This window comes from Pseudomonas sp. MPB26, assembly GCF_046605355.1.
In the GTDB taxonomy this organism is placed as follows: domain Bacteria; phylum Pseudomonadota; class Gammaproteobacteria; order Pseudomonadales; family Pseudomonadaceae; genus Aquipseudomonas; species Aquipseudomonas cedrina.
This window is the reverse complement of sequence record NZ_CP176793.1, coordinates 866,022-886,169: the sequence shown is the minus strand read 5'-3', so window position 1 is coordinate 886,169 and position 20,148 is coordinate 866,022. Positions and strand designations below refer to the sequence as shown.

The following is a 20,148-nucleotide window of genomic DNA, read 5'->3' as shown; positions in this document are numbered from 1 at the left end:
CTGCCCCGATGAAAAAGTTTTTCAGCCTGCTCGCGACCTTGCTGGTACTGGCCCTGGCGATCTGGATTGGCCGCACGTTGTGGGTGCACTACATGGAAACACCGTGGACGCGTGATGGCCGTGTACGGGCCGATATCATCAACGTGGCCGCCGACGTCACCGGTGAAGTGGTTGACGTGCCGGTGCGCGATAACCAGCTTGTCAAAAAAGGCGACCTGCTGATGCAGATCGACCCCGAGCACTACCGCATCGCCGTCAAACAGGCGCAATCGCTGGTCGCCTCGCGCAAAGCCACCTGGGAAATGCGCAAGGTCAACGCCCACCGCCGCGCCGACCTCGACGCCCTGGTGATTTCCAGGGAAAACCGCGACGACGCCAGCAACATCGCCGACTCGGCGTTCGCCGATTACCAACACGCGTTGGCCCAGCTGGAAGCGGCCGAGCTCAACCTGAAACGCACCCAGGTGGTGGCGGCAGTGGACGGCTACGTCACCAACCTCAACGTGCACCGCGGCGACTACGCACGCATCGGCGAAGCCAAGATGGCCGTGGTCGACATGAACTCGTTCTGGGTCTACGGCTTCTTCGAGGAAACCAAACTGCCCCATGTGAAAGTCGGTGACAAAGCCGATATGCAACTCATGAGCGGCGAGACCTTGAAGGGCCACGTGGAAAGCATCTCGCGCGGCATCTACGACCGGGACAATCCGGAGAGCCGAGAACTGATTGCGGATGTGAATCCAACGTTCAACTGGGTGCGCCTGGCCCAGCGGGTGCCGGTGCGGATTCATATTGATGAAGTGCCGGAGGGCGTACTGTTGGCAGCAGGCATTACCTGCACCGTCATCGTGAACCAAACACAAAACTAAACGGTGGGAGCTGGCTTGCCTGCGATAGCGCAGTGTCAGTTAACGTATACCCAACTGACCCGCCGCCATCGCAGGCAAGCCAGCTCCCACAGTTTTTGACCGAGTCAGGCCTTGATAAAGGTCTCATGCAGATGGCGCCACAGCAGCGCGCCACTGGCTTGTTTTTCGAAGACCACCGTGGCGCGCCGATCGGTCTGCGTGCCGCTGTCATCGATCTGATGCTCGCGGTAGGTCACGGTGGCGCCGCGTGCATGGCGGTCGATTCCCGCCATCTCGCTCAAGGTGATTTTCAACCCCGGCCGCATGCCGCCCAGGCGCGTGAACAGTGCTTTGACCCCGGCCGCATTCACCCGCGTGCCGGTGGCGGGGGCGACCATGCTGAATTCAGGCGAGAAGCGCGCCAGCAAATTTTGCAGGGTGCCCTCAGGCGCAGCGCCGGCAAACCATTGCTCGATCTCGACGTGGGTCTGGATCACTTCTTCGAAAAAATCGCTGTAGTCGATCATTTATAAACTCCTGTCCAATCCAAAGCGTTTGTTCAACACCTTCTCCAATAACCCTTTGGGCACTAACGCCGCCATCAACGGCAACGCTCGGCTGCCATTGCCCGAACGCAGCAGGCGGGGCGGTTTTGGCTGTTGCACGGCTTTGAGCACATCGGCCGCAAATTCGTTGGCCGGCGTCGGCTTGTCCTGGGAAGCCTGGCTGCGTGCGCGAATGCCTTCGCGCAACGGCCACCACGGCGATTGTTCGTTGATCAACAGCTCGGCCTGGGCGCCGGCGTTTTTTGCAAAGCTTGTATCAATGGCGCCGGGTTGAACTTCCATCACGCGCACGCCGAACGGCGCCAGCTCCATGCGCAATGCATCACTCAACGCATGCACTGCCGCCTTGGAAGCGCAGTAGGCGCCGGCAAACGGTGTGACTAATACGCCGGAAACACTGCCGATGTTCACCACCAGGCCTTTGCTGCGGCGCAGGGCCGGGAACAACGCCTGGGTTACGCCGACGATAGCGAACACATTGGTTTCGAACTGGCGCTGCATGGCCTCGGTACCGCCATCGAGCAACGGACCCATGCCGCCGTAGCCGGCGTTGTTGACCAGCACATCCAGCTCACTTAGTTGTTCGGCCAGGCGCTGTAGCGCGGCTCGGTCGTTGACGTCGAGTTCGACTGCATTGAAACCCGCGGCGGCGAGGGCGGTTACGTCTTCCGGGCGACGCGCGCTGGCCCATACGGTGTAGCCGGCGGCTTTGAAGGCGTCCGCCAGGGCGCGGCCAATGCCGCTGGAGCAGCCGGTGATGAGTACGTTGGGCATGACTCAGTCCTTTGTCAGTCCGAGAAACTGCCTTGCAGGTGCTCGGCACGAAATTCCAGGGTTTGCGGGCGGTAGCCGGGGCGCAGCGGCGGTGTGGGCAAGCAATCGTCCCAGGTCGCGCCGGCCTGCAACTCGCCGGGGCCGCGATAGCGGGGGGCAGCATAGACGCTATCGGCCAGGTTGACTGTGTCACCCGGTGCATGGGCGGCAACGCGCCAGCGCAGTTCGGTCAATGGTACGTCGTTACCGTTGTTGAGGGTCAGCTTAAGCGGTCGGTCGGCGGGGCATTCCTGCGGGGCGTAGGTGATGCGCAGCTCAAGGCGCGCCAGTTGGGAAGCTTCACGGTTATCCAGCCATACCATCCAGATCGCTACGAAGCCCAGGCCGACAGCGGCGGCGAGAGATACCGGCAAGGCCTTGGCGGGATAGCGCAGCAGCAGGATCAGCCAGGTGATGATCAGGAAAACGCCGAAGAACATTGAGGTTGCCTCAGAAATGGATGAGCCATCCTACTGCGGGGCAGGCGGGTTGACTATCGGGTGTGCTGCCGGACGCCTTCGCAGGCAAGCCAGCTCCTACAGTTGACCGGGGTACATCCTTTGCAATGCGGTTAACTGTGGGAGCTGGCTTGCCTGCGAAGAGGCCCTTACAGCCACTGCAAGGCCCAAACAAAAAAGCCCCCACCCAACCCACTGCGGATAGGGGACGCAATGGGTTGGGCGAGGGCTTCTCTTACGACTGTATTACTGCGCGATAGTTTTCACCGACACGCCACGTTCAACCGGGGTTGAGCGACCGTAGATGTCTTCGAAGCGCTCGATATCGTCTTCGCCCAGGTAGCTGCCCGATTGCACTTCGATGATCTCCAACGGGATCTTGCCCGGGTTGCGCAGGCGGTGCACCGAGGCGATCGGGATGTAGGTGGACTGGTTTTCGGTGAGCAGGAACACGTTTTCATCGCAGGTCACTTCGGCCGTGCCGCTGACCACGATCCAGTGTTCGGCGCGGTGGTGGTGCATCTGCAGCGACAGGCACGCGCCCGGCTTGACCGAGATGTGCTTGACCTGGAAGCGACCGCCCATGTCCACCGAGTCGTAGGAGCCCCACGGACGATAGACTTCGCAGTGGTTCTGGGTTTCGCTGCGGCCCTGGTCATTAAGGGTCGAGACCATCTGCTTGACGCCCTGGACCTTGTCCTTGTGGGCAATCATCATCGCGTCCTTGGTTTCCACTACCACGATGTTGTCCAGGCCGATCACCGACACCAGTTTGCCGTTGCCGTGGATCATGCAGTTGCGGCTGTCTTGGATCACCACGTCGCCTTTGCTCACGTTACCGTGGACATCTTTATCGTTGACCGCCCACAGCGACGCCCAGCAGCCCACGTCGCTCCAACCGGCGCTCAGCGGCACCACGCAGGCGCGCTGGGTTTTTTCCATCACGGCGTAGTCGATGGAGTTGTCCGGGCAGCAGGCGAAAGTGGCTTCGTCAAAGGTGACGGTGTCAGCATCCTGCTGGCTGCGCTCAAGGGTCAGCAGGCAGGTGTCGTAGATGTCCGGATCGTGTTTTTTCAGCTCTTCGAGGAAGCGGCTGGCACGGAACAGGAACATGCCGCTGTTCCAGAAGTAACCGCCGCTCTTGACGAACTCGACGGCGCGTTTTTCATCGGGCTTCTCCACGAACTGTTCGACGCGGCTCACGCCCTCGGGCAGCAGCGCATCGTTGGTGGACTTGATGTAGCCATAACCGGTTTCCGGACGGGTCGCCGGCACGCCGAACAGCACCATCTCGCCGCGTTCGGCCGCTACGGTGGCCAGGGCCAGGGCACGTTGCAGGGCTTTCTGGTCGTCGATCACGTGGTCGGCCGGCAGCACCAGCATCAGTTCGTCACGGCCTTCATTGACCAGCATCATCGCAGTGAGGGCCACGGCCGGCGCGGTGTTGCGGCCGAAGGGCTCCATCAGGATGCGCTGGCATTCGAGCTTGCGCGCGGCCAGTTGCTCGTTGACGATAAAACGGTGGTCCTTGTTGCAGACCACGATCGGGGAGTCCATGCCTTCGAACACCAGGCGTTCCAGGGTTTGCTGGAACAGGGTGTGCTCGCCGGTCAGGGCCAGGAATTGTTTCGGGAACTGTTTGCGGGAAAGCGGCCAAAGACGTGAGCCGCTACCACCGGAAAGGATTACTGGAATCATGGGGGTTTCTCCTTGAATCGATTTGGGTCAGAGCTACGAAGGTTTGTCGTTTCACTCTTGTTTTTGTCTCGGTCCGAACTGACGCCTCGATCCTTGTGGGAGCTGGCTTGCCTGCGATGGCGATGTTGGATTTACCATCGCTATCGCGGGCAAGCCCGGCTCCCACAGGGGGCATAGGTCAGTTCAGGAATTCATTCAGCGGGTCGACACGGGACGTTTTACCCAGACTGGCGACAGGTTCGAACCGGAGCCTGTGACGTACAGCACCGCCGCTTCACCGCGCTCCAGGGCAACCGGCTTCACATCGCCGACCTTCTTGTCACCGTCATACAACGCCAGGCTCACCTTCACCGGGTTGATTTCGCGTTCGCCGCGGCTTTTGGCTGCGACCGCCTTGACCACGTCAGTCTTGCCATCGGCGGTTTTCAGGGTCAGCGCTTTGTCGCTGAGGTTCTGCACACGCACCAGGGACTTCTGCTTGTTCTTGAACGGCGGTTCTTCGATCAGCTGTGGCTGGCCGCTGCCGCTGTTGACCAGGGTGTAGTAGTGATCGGGAGCCAGTTTGACCGGCACGGTCTGGCTGCCGACCTTGGCGCTGTAGTCACCGCCAGGCATGAAGCTGAAATCGCTGCTGGCCAGTGGCGCGACTTCGCTCAGGTTGGTGCTGCCCACCGTCGCGCTGACTTCCTGGTTCGAAGCGTTGTAGATTCGCACGAAGCTCGAGCCTTTTGGCGCGGTCGGGCCATACAGGGCGGCGTCACCGCCGGCGAAGGCGGACATGGATACGAAGCTCAAGCCGGCAGCGATGGCCAGGGTCTTGGCGAGACGACGCGGAGTTGTAGTGAAAGTCATGTGAGTTACCTCTCTTTCAGTTTTGCGCCCGGTCGGGCGTCTCGGATTTAGTGTTGATTGCCATGTTTTGTTGGCGCGAACCGGCTTGTTTCAGCTGCGCAACCCATGAAGGGTCGGCATCGCCGATTTCGTTGTTGATAGGCAGATAACGTTCAGGGAACTCCCAGACCAGCACCTGTGGCGGGCTGTTCTTGAAGTCATCGCTTTTGAGGTAGCTGAGCATCGGCAGGATCGGGCCGTGGCCGTCTTCGGCGTAGCTGACCACGTCGCGGCCCAGGGCTTGCTTGAGCGCGCCCACGAAGTTCCAGTTGGGGTTGGCGCTGTAGCTGGTGCCCACCAGGGCCACCGGGGTTTCGCTGTCGCTGAACAGCGCGTCGTCGCCTTTGGTTTCGGCCAGGTGCGTCACGCGTTTTTCCAGCGGCTCTTTAGGCGGCATCAGGTTTTCGAACAGCGGGTCCAGCGGCAGGAACAAACGCAGGTCGCCTTTATGCGGCACAGTTGTTTCGGCCTCGGTGACAAACTGCTGTGGCTCGCCGCTCAGCGGGGTCTTGTCGGCAATCGCCTTGGCCAACTGCTTGGCCGCGATTTCCGCGCCGTCCGGCGTCCAGTGGGTGTCGGTGCGCAGGAACACTTGCTTGCCGCCCAGCTTGGCTTGTTGCAGGGGGCCGAGCAGGTCCGGAGCGATGATCTTGTCCGCCGCAACGCGGGCATGGAAGTCCTGGTACAGGTTGGCGTGGATGCTCGCGGGTTTCACCTCATCCAAGTGCTCCGGGTACAGGCGCACCTTGGCCGGCACGATCGCCATCACCAGTTGAATGCCTTGGGCCTTGAGCTTCTGGCGTACGCCTTCGACCAGCGCGTAGTTGCCTTCAAGGTTCTGGTCTTCGTTGACGGCGGGGTTGAACTCCTCGTCGCTGTACAACCAGTGATCGCGGCCCAGCACCACGCCAGGGCGGCCTTCATTGAACAGCTTGTAGTCCAGCGCCGCCCACAGGTTGGTGCCCAGGCGCTTGATCGGGAACTCCTCGTCGTAGTGCGTCTCGACGGCTTTGGCCCAGCGGCCGTTGAGCACGGTCGCGTCTGCATTAGTGCTGAAGCCGAAGAAGCTGCGCAGCGACCAGGCGCCCAGGGCCAGCAACAGCACCAGGAACAGGCCGATATAGAGGACGCGTAATGAACGGGTCATGGTCGGCTCCCTCAGAATTGGAAGTAAAGGAACGGCGAGAAACTCTGCGCCGACAGTTTGAGAATCGACGCCACGAACAGCAGCAGCACCGCAGCGCGCATGGCGTAGCGTGGCCAGTCAGCGGTCCAGTAGGCCGGTTGCACGGCGGCGTCACGGCCCACGGTAAAACCGGGCTCGTGGATGCTGCCTGGGTTGTCGCCCGGTACGGCCTTGATCAGGCTCGGGTCGGCCGGTTTGGTCTTCTCGGCGGGGCGATTGGTGTAGAAGTCGCGCAGGCCGAAGAACGCCAGGGTTGCGTAGGCCACCACCAGGGTCGCCACTTGCAGCCCGGTGAGGTTGGCGCGGTTAAGTTCCGACAGCGACCACTCGCCAAAGCTGAACATCGCACCGTACATACGCCCGGCAACGTGCAGGTTCTCGGCGCGGAAGATCACCCAGCCCATCACCACCAGCAGGAAGGTGAAGGCCCAGCGCAGCACATTGAAACTACGCGGCGCGGTATTGAGGCCAATCGCTTTCTCGATCGCCAGCCACATGCCGTGCCAGGCACCCCACACGATGTAGGTGATGTTCGCACCGTGCCACAGGCCACCGAGCAGCATGGTCAGGAACAGGTTGCGGTAGGTGATCAGCGTGCCTTTACGGTTGCCGCCCAGGGTGATGTACAGGTAGTCACGCAGCCAGGTGGAGAGGCTGATGTGCCAGCGCCGCCAGAACTCGGTGATCGACTGGCTGATGTACGGCTGCTTGAAGTTTTCCATGAAGCGGAAACCCATCATCAAGCCCAGGCCGATCGCCATGTCGCTGTAGCCGGAGAAGTCGAAGTACAGCTGCGCGGTGTAGGCCAGCGCGCCAAGCCAGGCATCGCCAGTCGTCGGGTTCTGCAAGGCGAAGCAATGGTCGGCCACCACCGCCAGGGTATCGGCGATGAACACCTTCTTGATGAAACCCTGCATGAACCGCGTGCAGCCCTCGGAGAATTTATCCAGGGTGTGGGTGCGGTTGTTGAACTGGTCGGCCAGGTCGCGAAAGCGCAGCACGGGGCCTGCGATCAGATGCGGGAAAATCGCCACGAACGCCGCGAAGTCGATGAGGTTGCGGGTCGCCGGGGTATCACCGCGATACACGTCGATGATGTAGCTGATGGACTCGAAGATGTAGAACGAGATCCCGATCGGCAACAGCACGTGCGTGAGGATGAACGGCTCCAGGCCCATCGACTTCATCATCACGTTGATGCTGTCGACGCCGAAGTTGGCGTACTTGAAGTAGCCGAGGATGCACAGGTCGACTGCCACGCCGAGCAGCAGCCAGCGCTGGGCCGGCTTGGTGCGCACGCCGGCCGCACCGACCTTGAGGCCGATCCAGTAGTTCCACAGCGTCACGGCGGCGAACAGGGCCAGGAAGTCCACTCGCCACCAGGCGTAGAACACGTAGCTGGCCAGCAGCAGCAGCAAGTTGCGATAGCGTTGCCCGCTCAAATAGTACAAGCCGAGAAAGATCGGCAAGAACAGAAACAGGAACACATTGGACGAGAAAACCATCCCGATCTCTCCATGTTTAAACCAACAGTCAAGGGCCGCAGCCCCCCCAAACCCCCCACGAAAATCGGGGAGGGCGGTATTACATTCCTACTGAAGAAACCGGGTTAACTGTGGGAGCGGGCTTGCTCGCGAATGCGGTGGTTCAGTAACAGATGTGTCGATTGATACACCGCTTTCGCGAGCAAGCCCGCTCCCACATTGGGAACCCATTTCTTCAGTTAATTCGTCAGGAACCGTTGTTGCCTTTTTCATGCGTCGGGTCGTAGACCTTGGTCAGGTCACCCCCCAGACGGAACGTCTTGAACGGCTGCATCCCATGCTTGCGCTCGATCACATCCGGCGCGCAGGTGTAGAGGGTGCAGAAGGGCTCAAGCCAGGCGTATTTCATGTCTTCCTTGAGGTCCTTCATGTCCTGCTCTTTGCCGTTCTTCTTCTCGAAAATCTCCGGGTCTTTCACGCCGGCCAGCACTTTTTCGCCGAGGCGCTTGAGCGCGCTGTTGTTTTCCTGGCGCAGGTCAACGCCGTTGACCAGGGCAAAACTGGCGATCATCGACAGCGGCGGCAGGGCGTAGTTGTGGTACGACAAAGCCCGTTGCTGACGCTTCAATTCATTGGGCAGGAAGCCCTGGTCATCGACCTGATTCACGCCGACCTTGTATTCCTTGACGGCCCAATCGAACAGGTCGCGGCGGTTGGTGGCGATGGAAGTCGCCATCACCGACCAGGCGGCCCAGTAGGAATGGTTGTTGGTTTTTTCCAACGGCAGGTTGTCCCAGTCGCTGACCACTTGATCGGCCAGTTTGTTGAACCAGGCTTCGATCAGTTGCGCTTCCTGCGGGTGGTTGGCCAGCGGGTGCGACTCGGAGAACTTCAGGCGCACATAGGCCGAAGCCATGCTGCCCAGCGCCCATTTGCGCATCGATTTGCCGGTGTGGTTGAAGTCCTTGGACATCAACGCATCAGCCTTGGCCCACGACACCAGCCAGTTCAGCGTGCATTCGAGCTGCTCCGGGCGACCGTCGCGCATGAACTGCATCACGCGTTTGCTGGTGTCTTTTTCCAGCTTGGTGATGTCGGCGGTACTGTCGCGAAAGGCTTTTTCCGACTGCACATTGAGCGTCGAACGCGCCTTGTCGGAGCCTTCGTACTTGCTGCGAAACTGCAGAGGCCCGGTGTAGGGCGTCGGCATGGCGTCGCAGTTTTCCTTGGCCTCGCCGGTCTTGAACGCTTCGATCGGTGCGAAGTAGCCCTGGGGCGGACGCAGCGGGGCGGCGGCGTTGGCTGCGCCGGCGAAGATCGCCAAGCCCAGTAACGATGGAATCAGTAATTTCTGCATAAGTAACCTCATTGCCCCGTTGAAGCGGTCTGTTGACCACCGGCGGGGAATACGTTGCGTGTGCAAATTTTCGCTTCGACTTTCTGCGCCGCAGCGCCCGCTTCAGGGCCCTGCACTTCCACGGCCAGCAAGTTCTGCGAGGCCCAGTCTTCATCGGTGCGCAGTTCAAAGGCGAAACGCCCGTCTGTATCGGATGTTTCGGGTTTCTCGATCTTGATGTCCTCGTGGCGCCCGTTCATGTACCAGAGGGTGGCTTGCAGGGTTTTCACCGACGGGTCGGCGAAGCGGATATCAACCTGATGGTTGGCGTTGCGCAGGTCTTTGTTCGAACTGTTAACCATCAATTCGTTCTTGCCGGGTTTCAAGGTCGTGCTCGCGGTCATCTGCGCGGTCTTGCCCTCGCAACCGTTGTCCAGCAGCGCCATCATCTGGCGGTAGATGGTTTCCTGGTCAAGGCGGTACAGCGGCGAGAATTCCCAGATCAGGATCTTCGGCGGGTTTTTCTGGAATTCTTCGCTGCCCAGGTACTGGATCATCGAGCCTTCCAGGCCACCGCCGGGGAAGGCGACGTTGAGGATGTCGGCACCGATCTCCTCCTGCAGGAAACCGGCGAAGTTGTAGTTCTTGCCGCTGTGGCTGGTGCCCACCAGTGTGATCTGCGGGTCGCCCGAATCGCCGAACAGGTCCCCGTCGCCCGCTTCGCCCTTGGGCTCGGTGGTGAACTGGTCCATGTACTGGATCGCGTAGCTGGTGCCGCACAGTTGCCCGGCCATGTTGTGCAGGGTGCCGGTCTTGCCCATGCGCCCGGAGCGCTTGGTTTCGAATTCGCGCTTGGGAATCCCGGCGTACTCAGGCATCTGCTTGATCTTGGCGGCGACGATTTTCGCCGTGCGCTGGGCACCGTAAGGGGTCCAGTGCTGGTCGCCACGGAAGTAGAAGTCGTGGGCCGGCAATTCATCCGGCAGTTGCTCGTTGGTCAACGGCGACAGGTCCGGTACCACGTAGCCCATCTTGGCGAAACGGCCGAGCATGGTCTTGTAGTTGCCCAGCGCCTTGTCGAAGTCGAACTTGGCTTTCTCTTCGGGGTTGAGCTTGTTGCGGTTCACCAGGCCACGGGTCGGCTGGTAGACCACCACCAGTTCCACGCCCTTGCTCTTGAACGCATCGTGCAACTGCTGCATGCGCTTGTAGCCGGACGGGGTGGTGTCGAATTCGGTCCGCAGGTCTTCCTGGGTACGGAACAGCCAATCGCCCTGGGCTTGCACCAGGGTGGTGAAGTTCTGCTGATACCGCGTGGTGTAGTTCTTCGCGTCATGGGCGGCCGGGCACAGGCTGCAGCAAGGTTCGGCGGTGAAGGTCGGCGCCTTGATTTCGTCGGCGCGCACGCCCTGGCTGGCCGCGAGCAGGCCGAGGGTCAGACCCGAGAGGCTCAGCAGTTTGATCATGTGTGGGTGCATAAGGGTCATCCTCAGTCCTGCAATTCGGTCTGGCGTTCGACAGGGTCGATCAGCACGGCTTTCTGCTGGCGCACCAGCAGGTCGAGAATCTCTTCCTGGCGATCGCCCAGCACGCCGTTGAAGCTGATACCGCTGGTTTTGGTCGGCGCCAGCATCGACACGCGATACAGTTCCACGCTCAACGGCGAGTCGATGGACAGCGGCCCGCTGCCGTTACCCGCCAGTTCACCGCCGACCACGATCAGCGACACCTTGGCGTCGAACGGGTCGAGCGCGATGTCGCGGTCAGTGTCGGTCAGGTCCTTGATGTGGCCGTAGAGCCCGGTCAGGCCGTTGGCCATCGAGGTGTTTTCGTAGAGCTTGATGTTCACGCTGTTACGCACGCGGATGCCGTGACGACGGTTGGCGATCACCTTGTTGCCCCACAGCAGGTTGTCACCGCTCTCATAGAGTGTGATGCCGTCGGTGTGGTTGCGGTAGAACTCGTTGTCGGCTACCAGGTTGTTGACGCTGTTACGGTCGAGCACCAGGCCCGAGAGCTTGTTGTCGTAGCTGCGGTTGTTGAAGATGAAGCTGTCGTTCACTTCCCGGGAAATGATGATGCCGTGCTTCTTCTTCGTGCCGTAGACGGTGTTGTCCGCAATGATCAAGCCGTGGGAACGGTCATGCGGGTCAATGCCGTAGACGATGTTGTCTTTGTAGGTGTTGCTCTTGATCACAAAGCCCGTGGTTTCGTAGCAGTAGAAGCCGTACCACATGTCCGAGAACTCGGAATCGATGATCCAGCCGGTCGGCTCCGGACGCTTGAGCACCTTGGCCATGTTTGGCGTGTACTGGGAGATACTCACCCCGTACGACTTACTGTTGGCGTAGCCGAAACTGGCCATCTTGGTGTTGGAGATGTATGTCTCGGTGCCGCCCCATGCCAGCAGGAACGGGCGGAATTCCTTGGGCGACTTGAACAGCGCCGGGCCATTGGCCTTTTCGCTCCAGCCGGTGACTTTGGTGTCACGCACAAACAGCTGGCCGTCGTTGATCAGGAACGAACCGGCTTCCTGGGACAGGCGCAGCTCCTGAGTGTTCTTGTCGATGTCCAGGATGCCCTTGCGCCCGACCACGATCGGCAGCTTGGCCAGGAACACACCCGGCGAAGTTTCGCTCAGGTACTGCTTGGGTACTTTGCCCAGCAGGTCCTTGAGGTTCATGTAGCCATCGTCGATGAAGATCGCCTGGGGGATGCCGTGCTGGCGCACCACCCATTCGGCCATCTTGTTGTCACCGCCAATGAAGTCCTTGAGCGCGTCTTCCTGCATCATGCGGCGGATGCTGATTTTGCCTGGTTTGGTGCGCACGATCTTCTTCTCGATCGCCGCCGCGGTGTAGCCCGACAGGTCCGGCAGGGCCGGCTTGGCCATTTCCAGCGGCGCGGTCGGCGGGCTGGAAATGGTGTAGGTCTTGGCCTGCTGCAGCTCTTTGGCGATGGTCGGCGCTTTAGCCTGCGGCGCGACATCGGCCATGGCGGCGCCGCTTGCCAGCAGCATCGCTGCCGCCAGCAGGGCCGAGCCTTTGAGGGCTTGAGGGTTCATTGCGCAGGCTCCCATCAGAATTTCCAGATCACGTCGACGAACGCGCGATGCATGTAGGAGTCGACATTGCTGCCGTAGGCATCACCCGGCTTGAACACACCGGCACGAAAACGCACCAGGGCCGAAGGCTCGTCAAACGACTGGCTGATTGCGGCCGGCAACAGGCCGGACTTGAAGTACTTGGTGACCACCAGGTCCATTTCCTGGCCCAGGTCTTTCTTGCCGTCTTCAAGCGGCAGGGAAGTGCTGGACAGGATCGCGCCGGTCACGTCGTCGGTGTTGTTTTGCACGGCATCGATGCCGTTGCTGCCCACCGGCTTGTTACCGTCCACGCGCCAGAACTTGTGGTACACCAGGCTGGCGTCATAGTCCTCACGCAGCTGCCAGGAACCGAACAGGCTCATGGACTGCATGTTGTTCATCTCGCCACGGAACGCTTCGCCGAAACGGTGCACGCGCGACTGGGTGCCGGTCCAGTTCGAACGGTTGCTTTGCAGGCCGTTCTGCTCGTAGTTCTCGCTGGCGCGGGCATAGGCCGCACCCACTTGCCACTGCGGGTCCAGACGCAGGCGAACACCGATGTCGGTCGCCCAGCCATTCACGTCCTGACTGCGCTTGGCCTGGTCCGGGCGTGAGCCGTCGGACTTCAACGCGTTGACGCTGTCACGGTCGCCGCGCATGCCGGTGATGCTGGCCCAGTAGTTCACGGTGTTGGTGTTGCGCCAGTTGTAGGCGTCGCTGTTGGCTTCGATGCCGAGCCAGGTCAGGTCGCCGTTCGAGCGCTTGTCCAACGAGTCGGTGGGCTGGCCCGGTTGCGGATAATCGAGCTTGCCGTTGTCGTGGGTGTGATGACCGCGCAGGCCGATCCACTGGCCGGGCATCCACTGGTAGGACGCGTCGGCGTAGAGGTGCTGACGGTCCTTGTCCACCGGCGACAGTTCCTTGAGGTCGGTGCGGTATTCGCTGAAACGCTCGGCGACGCCGACATTGGCCTTGAGCAGGGTGGTGTCGAAGGTCCAGTTCAGCGCTTCGATATTGGTGTCGCGCCACTGGCCGTCGTCATTGCGCAGGCGTTGGCGACCCAGCTTGAGGATCTCGCCGGGGTACGGCGTGAAGCCGCTGTAGCCGACCCAGAATTCGCGCATGGCCAAGTAGTTCTTCTTGGCCTTGCGATCATTGTTGGTGGTCTGCTGGTTTTCGTCATTCGCCGACTGTTGCAGGGTGTCGGTCTCGATGATGTCGCTCGACACCACCGCCTGACCCATGGCGTAGGCGCTCCAGGCGCCACTTTCGCCGTAGACCCAGGGGCGCAGGTCGAGGCCGATGCCGTTGACGTCGCCGCCTTTCTGCGTGCCCAGGTCGCGGTCATCTTCGGACTGGGCGGTGGCCTTCACTTCCAGGCCGAAGTTCTTGGCTTCGGTCAGGGCGGCCAGGGTCGGGCACGACCACAGCAGGGCAAAAGTCAGGCCGATGCCGGCCTTGACGAATGGGTTGAGCTTCATAGGGATTCCTCGCCTTCTTCTTCTTCATCCAGGGCGTGCAGTTGCAGCGTGCTCTGGGCCAGGGTGCCGCGGGCGGCCAGTTCCTGCTGCACCAGGCGTTGGCCTTGCGCGCGTTGTTCCGGCGTGAGCGGGGCTTCGAGCTGCGTGGCCAAGTCGTTGGCCTCTGGCGTGTCCTGGGCTTTAGCCAATTGGCTGAAGACATAGGCGTTCAATGGGTCGGGCTTGGTGCCCTTGCCTTGGGAAAACAATTGGGCGATGGCGAAATCGGCACTGTTCTGGCCGTTGCGCGCAGCGGTCAGCAAGTGGTCCAGGGCTTTTTGCGGATAGACCTTGCCCAGGTAGCCACGACGGTAGATCTGGCCGAGGTAGTAATCGGCGGCCACTTCCTTGCCGACGGCTTTTTCGAAATGGGCTTCGGCGGCCTTGGCGTCAGCCGGTACCCACTTGCCTTCGTAGTAGAGCTTGCCCAGCAACAGCTCGGCGCGCGGCTGGTCGGCGGCGCGGCCGTTGTCCAGGTATTTCATCATCTGGTCGACGTCGCCCAGTTCCGGGAAGTCGTAGAGCAGTTGCGCCAGGCTGACCCACGATGCCGGGTAGCCAGGGGCGATTTTTTCCAGCAGGGCCTGGGCGGTTTTTTCGTCGGTCTTGCCCAGGGTCGAATCGCCCAACACACGGGCGACGCTGTCGACACGTTGTGCGGTGACGGTGCCACGGCTGTAGCCGGCTTCCATCTGCTTGAGCAGCTCGGCCTGTTTTTCCGGCTCGGCTTTTTTCTGGTAGACCGTGGCCAGCTCGACGTAGCAGATATCGGTGGTGTTCAGCGCCGCTTTGCAGATGCGCTCTACGTCATCCAGATGCTGGTCGTAGGTGTCTTGGGTGCGATACAGCAGCACCTGGGCCAGGCCGGCTTCCGGGTAGCCGGCGGCTTGCCACTGGCTGATCTGCTGCTGGGCGTTGACGTTGGGGAAACTGTGCGGGTATTGCAGGTACAGCATCGCCAGCGGGATCAAGGTGTTGCCTTCGCCATTGGCAAAAGCTTTTTTCAGCAGGCCTTCGGCTTCATGGTGTTCGGCTTCGGTGCTGCCTGGCTTGGCCACCAGCAGGCGGCCCAGACGGGCCTGGGCGCGTGGCGAGGTGTCCGCCGCCGCACGGTAGGTGGCCTCGGCCTGCTTGATTTGCGCCGGATCGCGGGTGCTCACCTGGATATCGGCCAGGCCCACCTGGGCCTCGCTGTAGCCCAGGTCTGCCAGTTGCTGGTAATTCTGCTGGGCGGTGACGGTGTCGCCGCGCTTGAGTGCTTCATTGGCCAGGCGTTGGTCGGGCAGGCCGGCGCAACCGGCAAGGCTGACGGCCAGCGCCAGCGCGCAATACACAGCCGCCGAATGGGCTCTGCTCTGTGTGGGAGCTGGCTTGCCTGCGATAGCATCGCCGCGGTGCAACTGATGCACCGAGTCGTCTGCATCGCGGGCAAGCCCGGCTCCCACAGAAGCTGATGGTGTGATTGAAATACGATTCACAGGCATGTCCTCGCTTACAGACCGTGAGCCATGGCTTTATCGATCAGCCAGTTCAGCGATGGGCCGCGGTCGCTGGTCACTTCCACCGGGCGGCCGGCGTAGGTGCTGTCCAGCGGTGCATCAGGCTTGATCTGCACACGGATATCGGAGGACAGGTCGGCGCTGTTCAGGCTGGTGCTGCTGACGATGGTGCCGGTGCGGGTCTGTTCTTCGTCGGCGACCTGGAAGGTCACCGGCGTGCCTGGGCGCACGTCGCCGAACTGGCGATAGGAGAAGCGTGCTTCAACGTTGGCCTGGGCACCGCGTGGAACCAGTTGGAAGATCACATCGCCTTTGCTGGCGTACTGACCGTCGGCGACCATTTGCTGGGCAACGATGCAGTCGCATGGCGACGTCAGGGTGCCGGTCATTTGCTTGCCGAACAGCTCTTCAACCTTGGCCGGTTGCAGTTGGTCTTCGTCCAGGTGGCCCTTGAGCACGTCCAGCATGCTGGTGCTGAAGGTTGCCAGTGGCGCGCCTTTGGCCGCGATGGCGTCACCTTTGAGCAGGCTTTGCACGGTGCCGTCGCGCGGCATGGTCACGTTCATGCCCGGTACGCTGACCAGGCCGGCCTGGGCGTGGCTGACGAAATACATGCCGTAGAGGGACTTGAAGACAAAACCGAACGCGGCAAGGCCCACCAGGAAGATCGCCAGGCTGAACGTCACGGCGCGCAGACGGCCAAAGGCGCTCATGTTGCTGCCGCTGTCCTTGTTCTTGCGCGCCTTGGTGAAGTTGTCGCGTTGCAGGGTGGCCAGCACGTCGCCCATGGTCACGATGTCACCGGACAAGTGCGAGGTGATCAGGTGGCGCAGGGTGGAAATATCCTGGGCGTCGAGGTTCTGGAACTGGCAACCGGTGCGGCCGGTCTGGCGGTCGTAGGAGCGGATCTGCAGCTCCACGTCCATGGCCAGGCCGAGGTTATCGATCACGAACTGCAGGCGGCCCTTGTGCACTTCACCCACGGTCAGCGGCTGCGTGGCGGTGAACGCCAGGCCGCCGGCGGACAGGTCGAGCACGCGTGCTTCGGTCGGCGTGCGGTCAGTGTTGAAGAAGCGCAGCTTGGCCGGGATTTTGACCCGGGCGTGCTGGCGCTGGGCTTCGGATTCGTGGACAACGTTGGCGTTTACTTGGCTATTCATGATGTGTGTAGTTCCTAGTTAATTCAGGCTTGGCAGGGTCAGACCATCATCAGCAACACGGCAACGAAGATGCTGCCGGCGGAGAAGGTCATGGTCCGAGACGACCAGGTGTTGAACCAACGTTGAAAGCTGGCCAAATCGCGGGTCAGTTTGGTGTCCTGGCGGGTCCAGGACTGTTGATCAAGGCGGAAGAACACGTAGATCTTCACCAGCGCGCCCATGATCTGGTTGTAATAGAGAATCGCCGGGTACGCCGGGCCGATCTTGTGGCCGGAGCACGACAGCAGCAGGGTCAGGATCAGGCGGGTGATGCCGATCCACAGCAGGTAGACGAGGATGAACGCGCCGCCGTACTTGAAGGTGGCGATCATCGCCACGGTCAGGCCGAGCAGGGAGGTCCACATCGACACGCGCTGGTCGAACAGCACCACGCTGGTGAACAGACCCAGGCGGCGTACACCCAGGCCCAAGGCACGGGAGTTCTGGCGCAGGTTGTTGCCGTACCAGCGGAACATCAGCTTGCGGCTGGCCTTGATAAAGCTCTTTTCCGGCGGGTGTTCCACGGTGTGGATCGCTGCGTCCGGTACGTAGAAGGTGTCGTAGCCCAGGCGCATCAGGCTGAACCAGCTGGACTTGTCATCCCCGGTGAGGAACTTGAAGCGGCCCAGGCGCCAGTGTTGCAGCGAGTCGCTTTCCACGTCGGCGATAAAGCCCGGGTCGGTGACGACGCTGGCACGGAACACCGACATGCGACCGGTCATGGTCAGTACGCGCTTGGATAGCGCCATGGAGCACATGTTGATGTGGCGCTGGGCGAAGCGCAGTTTGTGCCACTCGCTCATGATGTAGCCGCCGCGCACTTCGCAGAACTCGTTGGTGGTCAGGCCGCCGACATTGCCGAACAGTTGGAACCACGGCACGGTCTTGCACACCACGCCTTCGGCGAGCACGGTGTCGCCATCGATCACGGCAACCACTGCGCGGTCATCCGGCAGGTGGCGCGAGATGGCGCGGAAACCGAAGGCCAGGCCGTCGCGCTTGCCGGTACCGGCGATACGCACGAAGTCGAGCTTCACATGCTCCGGCGGGTTCATGCGTTCCCACAGGCTTTTCACCAGCAGCTCATCGGACATTTCCACCAGCGAGCACACGACGGTGGTGGGGAAACCGCACTCGATGGCTTCGCGGATCACCGAGCTGTAGACCTGGGCGGTGGTCAACGCATCGATACGGAAACTGGTGACCATCAGGAACACATGGGACGGGTCGGCGGTCTTGCCCAGTTTGCGCACTTTGCGGCGCAGGTGTGGGTACACCACATACAGGAACAGCATGCCGCGAAAGAAATGCGTAGCACCCATCGAGTAGCGCCAGATACCGACGGCACCAATCAGGAAAATAAAATTCTTCGACTCGGAGTCGAACGTACTCGCCGGCAGCAGCAGGGCGAGTCCCATCAGCAGGCTCAGGAAGAACAACCAGCCGGCGGATTGAAGGAGTACGTGTTTTAACTTGGACATAAGCGTCATCCGAAGGTGAAGAAGGCTCCAGGCTGCAAGCGCTGGGGATTGGTACGCTTGCAGCCCGGAACTTGCCGTTGCTGTTACCAGCAAATGCCTTCGGTGCGACCGCCCGCACTGGTGGCCTTGGACATGAAGCCCACCAGGTCGATCACTTGCTTGCCGTGCGGTGCGTTCTGCGCCAGGGCACGGAACTTCTCATCACGGTTGCCCAGGATGATCACGTCGGAGTTGTTGATCACGTCGTCGAAGTCCGAGTTGAGCAGGGACGACACGTGCGGGATCTTGCCTTCGATGTAGTCTTTGTTCGCGCCGTGCACACGGGCGTACTCGACGTTGCTGTCGTAGATGCTCAGGTCGTAGCCCTTGCCGATCAGCATTTCGGCCAGCTCGACCAGCGGGCTTTCGCGCAGGTCATCGGTACCGGCCTTGAAGCTCAGGCCCAGCAGCGCGACTTTGCGTTTGTCGTGGCTGGACACGATGTCGAAGGCGTTCTGTACCTGGGACTCGTTGCTGCGCATCAGCGAGTTGAGCAATGGCGCTTCCACGTCCAGGGAGCTGGCGCGGTAGGTGAGGGCGCGCACGTCTTTTGGCAGGCACGAACCACCGAAGGCGAAGCCTGGGCGCATGTAGTACTGGGACAGGTTGAGGGTCTTGTCCTGGCAGACCACTTCCATCACTTCACGACCGTCGACGCCGACAGCCTTGGCGATGTTGCCGATCTCGTTGGCGAAGGTCACCTTGGTGGCGTGCCACACGTTGCAGGTGTACTTGATCATCTCGGCAACGGCGATGTCCTTGCGGATGATCGGTGCGTCGAGTTCTTCGTACAGCGACTGCAGGACATCGCCGGAGGCTTTGTCGAATTCGCCGATGACGGTCATCGGTGGCAGGTCGTAGTCAGCGATGGCGGTGGATTCACGCAGGAACTCCGGGTTGACCGCAACACCGAAGTCGACGCCGGCTTTTTTGCCGGAGCAGTCTTCAAGGATCGGGATCACCACGTTGGCCACGGTGCCTGGCAGGACGGTGCTGCGCACGACCACGGTGTGGCGGGTGGCTTTGTCACGCAGGACCAGGCCGATCTCGCGGCATACCGCTTCGATGTAGTCGAGTTCCAGGTCGCCGTTTTTCTTGCTCGGCGTACCGACGCAAATCATCGACAGGTCAGTATCGCGAATGGCTTCGGCGAAGTTGGTGGTGCCGCGCAGCCGGCCGGTTTCAATACCCTGGCTCAACAGCTCGCCCAGACCGGGTTCAACGATTGGCGATTTGCCTGCATTGATAAGGTCAATCTTGTCCTTGGAGATGTCTACGCCAACCACTTCGTGGCCGCGGGCAGACAGGCAACCGGCACATACCGCGCCAACGTAACCCAAACCAAATATGCTGATGCGCATCGCATTTACCTCATTGTCATTGAAGACGGTGTTAATCATGCCAAATAGATGGCGAGTTCATTTTTGCAAGCGTCACTGAATGCCACGGAAGTTGAGCGAATAGACGCCGACTTACCGCGTACAGGCATGTTAAGTAGTGAGTGACTAACTATTGCACTCAAGTTGTGCGCAACTTGGCCTTGTTATTGGGGCTTGCTCCTAAATGCAGCCGGCCTTCTTGGGGGAAGGTGCCGACGCCAGTGCCACAAGGTGCAGATAGAGGCTGTGAGCCTTTAAATATCAACACCTTGGGTGTCATCACTGACACATTTGGGTAAGCGCTACCTTGGCCTTTCGGGGATAGCAATTCATCCTTATCGCCGCCCTCAACTCATATCAGTCGATGATGTGACCCGTGAGTCAAAGTTGATGGGGCAACTTGGCTGCTTCCTTGGGTCGCTATGTAAGTCATCTCTTACAGAAACAGAGAATTTCGTTACCGGTGGTATGAGCCGTGCGTTCAGACGAAGTTCCGGGCCGCTCATCCTGTTTCCCGAAATTTTTTGAAATATTGGCTGAGATGGCACTAATACTATATTGATAGCACTTGCAATTTGGGCCAGTAGTTACAGGTAGTTGGCGCGAAGGGATAGTTTTGTGCCACTAGTGTTTTAAAAAAGTGGTGCCACTACGAAAAAAACCGAC

Annotated in this window: 16 protein-coding genes; 1 reads left to right on the top strand and 15 read right to left on the bottom strand. The window is 60.7% G+C overall.

Annotation, left to right across the window (positions count from 1 at the left end; translation table 11 throughout):
• Positions 1 to 8: 8 nt before the first annotated feature.
• Positions 9 to 869 carry an efflux RND transporter periplasmic adaptor subunit gene (locus tag ACLH0H_RS04165; RefSeq protein WP_411381099.1) on the top strand — a complete coding sequence of 287 codons (861 nt, stop codon included), beginning with the start codon at positions 9 to 11 and terminating at the stop codon, positions 867 to 869.
• 104 nt (positions 870 to 973) lie between these two features.
• Here ACLH0H_RS04165 and ACLH0H_RS04160 read toward each other — a convergent pair whose 3' ends face one another.
• The 15 genes from ACLH0H_RS04160 to ACLH0H_RS04090 all read right to left on the bottom strand — a co-directional run bounded on the left by ACLH0H_RS04160 (position 974) and on the right by ACLH0H_RS04090 (position 19,464).
• A complete protein-coding gene (locus tag ACLH0H_RS04160) occupies positions 974 to 1,375 on the bottom strand; it encodes a DUF4440 domain-containing protein (RefSeq protein ID WP_411381098.1) in 402 nt (133 codons plus the stop codon).
• Positions 1,376 to 2,188 (bottom strand): SDR family oxidoreductase, encoded by an 813-nt coding sequence (locus ACLH0H_RS04155; RefSeq protein ID WP_411381097.1) that lies wholly within the window; start codon positions 2,186 to 2,188, stop codon positions 1,376 to 1,378.
• A 14-nt stretch (positions 2,189 to 2,202) separates the two neighbouring features.
• Positions 2,203 to 2,667: a multidrug transporter gene (locus ACLH0H_RS04150; RefSeq protein WP_411381096.1), complete on the bottom strand. Its 465-nt coding sequence runs from the start codon at positions 2,665 to 2,667 to the stop codon at positions 2,203 to 2,205.
• 264 nt (positions 2,668 to 2,931) lie between these two features.
• Positions 2,932 to 4,383: a mannose-1-phosphate guanylyltransferase/mannose-6-phosphate isomerase gene (locus ACLH0H_RS04145; protein ID WP_076951260.1), complete on the bottom strand. Its 1,452-nt coding sequence runs from the start codon at positions 4,381 to 4,383 to the stop codon at positions 2,932 to 2,934.
• Positions 4,384 to 4,578: 195 nt separating this feature from the next.
• Positions 4,579 to 5,235, bottom strand: a complete 657-nt coding sequence (locus ACLH0H_RS04140) for an alginate O-acetyltransferase AlgF (RefSeq protein ID WP_411381095.1) — start codon at positions 5,233 to 5,235, stop codon at positions 4,579 to 4,581.
• A 16-nt stretch (positions 5,236 to 5,251) separates the two neighbouring features.
• On the bottom strand, positions 5,252 to 6,421 hold the full coding sequence (locus ACLH0H_RS04135; protein ID WP_186688477.1) for an alginate O-acetyltransferase: 1,170 nt from the start codon (positions 6,419 to 6,421) through the stop codon (positions 5,252 to 5,254).
• Positions 6,422 to 6,432: 11 nt separating this feature from the next.
• Positions 6,433 to 7,965 carry an MBOAT family O-acyltransferase gene (locus tag ACLH0H_RS04130; RefSeq protein ID WP_411381094.1) on the bottom strand — a complete coding sequence of 511 codons (1,533 nt, stop codon included), beginning with the start codon at positions 7,963 to 7,965 and terminating at the stop codon, positions 6,433 to 6,435.
• 226 nt (positions 7,966 to 8,191) lie between these two features.
• Positions 8,192 to 9,301 (bottom strand): mannuronate-specific alginate lyase, encoded by a 1,110-nt coding sequence (locus ACLH0H_RS04125; RefSeq protein WP_411381093.1) that lies wholly within the window; start codon positions 9,299 to 9,301, stop codon positions 8,192 to 8,194.
• A gap of 8 nt (positions 9,302 to 9,309) precedes the next feature.
• Positions 9,310 to 10,758, bottom strand: a complete 1,449-nt coding sequence (locus ACLH0H_RS04120) for an alginate O-acetyltransferase (RefSeq protein ID WP_411381092.1) — start codon at positions 10,756 to 10,758, stop codon at positions 9,310 to 9,312.
• An 11-nt stretch (positions 10,759 to 10,769) separates the two neighbouring features.
• Positions 10,770 to 12,359 carry a mannuronan 5-epimerase AlgG gene (algG, locus tag ACLH0H_RS04115; RefSeq protein ID WP_411381091.1) on the bottom strand — a complete coding sequence of 530 codons (1,590 nt, stop codon included), beginning with the start codon at positions 12,357 to 12,359 and terminating at the stop codon, positions 10,770 to 10,772.
• Positions 12,359 to 13,846: an alginate export family protein gene (locus tag ACLH0H_RS04110; protein WP_411381090.1), complete on the bottom strand. Its 1,488-nt coding sequence runs from the start codon at positions 13,844 to 13,846 to the stop codon at positions 12,359 to 12,361. The genes algG and ACLH0H_RS04110 overlap by 1 nt, the downstream gene beginning before the upstream one ends.
• Positions 13,843 to 15,294, bottom strand: coding sequence for an alginate biosynthesis TPR repeat lipoprotein AlgK (gene algK, locus ACLH0H_RS04105; RefSeq protein WP_411381089.1), 1,452 nt, complete (start codon positions 15,292 to 15,294; stop codon positions 13,843 to 13,845). Before algK ends, ACLH0H_RS04110 begins: the two co-directional genes overlap by 4 nt.
• A gap of 83 nt (positions 15,295 to 15,377) precedes the next feature.
• Entirely contained in the window at positions 15,378 to 16,544 is a 1,167-nt protein-coding gene (locus tag ACLH0H_RS04100; protein WP_076951267.1) for an alginate biosynthesis protein Alg44, read from the bottom strand.
• A gap of 38 nt (positions 16,545 to 16,582) precedes the next feature.
• Positions 16,583 to 18,064 carry a mannuronan synthase gene (gene alg8, locus ACLH0H_RS04095; RefSeq protein WP_411381088.1) on the bottom strand — a complete coding sequence of 494 codons (1,482 nt, stop codon included), beginning with the start codon at positions 18,062 to 18,064 and terminating at the stop codon, positions 16,583 to 16,585.
• An 83-nt stretch (positions 18,065 to 18,147) separates the two neighbouring features.
• Positions 18,148 to 19,464: a nucleotide sugar dehydrogenase gene (locus tag ACLH0H_RS04090; RefSeq protein WP_076951464.1), complete on the bottom strand. Its 1,317-nt coding sequence runs from the start codon at positions 19,462 to 19,464 to the stop codon at positions 18,148 to 18,150.
• Positions 19,465 to 20,148 lie beyond the last annotated feature (684 nt).

What these genes read in the sequence shown, in the direction of transcription:
- ACLH0H_RS04165 (WP_411381099.1), top strand. Translation starts at nt 9, where the DNA reads ATGAAAAAGTTTTTCAGCCTGCTCGCGACCTTGCTGGTACTGGCCCTG.
- ACLH0H_RS04160 (WP_411381098.1), bottom strand. Translation starts at nt 1,375, where the DNA reads ATGATCGACTACAGCGATTTTTTCGAAGAAGTGATCCAGACCCACGTC.
- ACLH0H_RS04155 (WP_411381097.1), bottom strand. Translation starts at nt 2,188, where the DNA reads ATGCCCAACGTACTCATCACCGGCTGCTCCAGCGGCATTGGCCGCGCC.
- ACLH0H_RS04150 (WP_411381096.1), bottom strand. Translation starts at nt 2,667, where the DNA reads ATGTTCTTCGGCGTTTTCCTGATCATCACCTGGCTGATCCTGCTGCTG.
- ACLH0H_RS04145 (WP_076951260.1), bottom strand. Translation starts at nt 4,383, where the DNA reads ATGATTCCAGTAATCCTTTCCGGTGGTAGCGGCTCACGTCTTTGGCCG.
- ACLH0H_RS04140 (WP_411381095.1), bottom strand. Translation starts at nt 5,235, where the DNA reads ATGACTTTCACTACAACTCCGCGTCGTCTCGCCAAGACCCTGGCCATC.
- ACLH0H_RS04135 (WP_186688477.1), bottom strand. Translation starts at nt 6,421, where the DNA reads ATGACCCGTTCATTACGCGTCCTCTATATCGGCCTGTTCCTGGTGCTG.
- ACLH0H_RS04130 (WP_411381094.1), bottom strand. Translation starts at nt 7,965, where the DNA reads ATGGTTTTCTCGTCCAATGTGTTCCTGTTTCTGTTCTTGCCGATCTTT.
- ACLH0H_RS04125 (WP_411381093.1), bottom strand. Translation starts at nt 9,301, where the DNA reads ATGCAGAAATTACTGATTCCATCGTTACTGGGCTTGGCGATCTTCGCC.
- ACLH0H_RS04120 (WP_411381092.1), bottom strand. Translation starts at nt 10,758, where the DNA reads ATGCACCCACACATGATCAAACTGCTGAGCCTCTCGGGTCTGACCCTC.
- algG (WP_411381091.1), bottom strand. Translation starts at nt 12,359, where the DNA reads ATGGGAGCCTGCGCAATGAACCCTCAAGCCCTCAAAGGCTCGGCCCTG.
- ACLH0H_RS04110 (WP_411381090.1), bottom strand. Translation starts at nt 13,846, where the DNA reads ATGAAGCTCAACCCATTCGTCAAGGCCGGCATCGGCCTGACTTTTGCC.
- ACLH0H_RS04100 (WP_076951267.1), bottom strand. Translation starts at nt 16,544, where the DNA reads ATGAATAGCCAAGTAAACGCCAACGTTGTCCACGAATCCGAAGCCCAG.
- alg8 (WP_411381088.1), bottom strand. Translation starts at nt 18,064, where the DNA reads ATGTCCAAGTTAAAACACGTACTCCTTCAATCCGCCGGCTGGTTGTTC.
- ACLH0H_RS04090 (WP_076951464.1), bottom strand. Translation starts at nt 19,464, where the DNA reads ATGCGCATCAGCATATTTGGTTTGGGTTACGTTGGCGCGGTATGTGCC.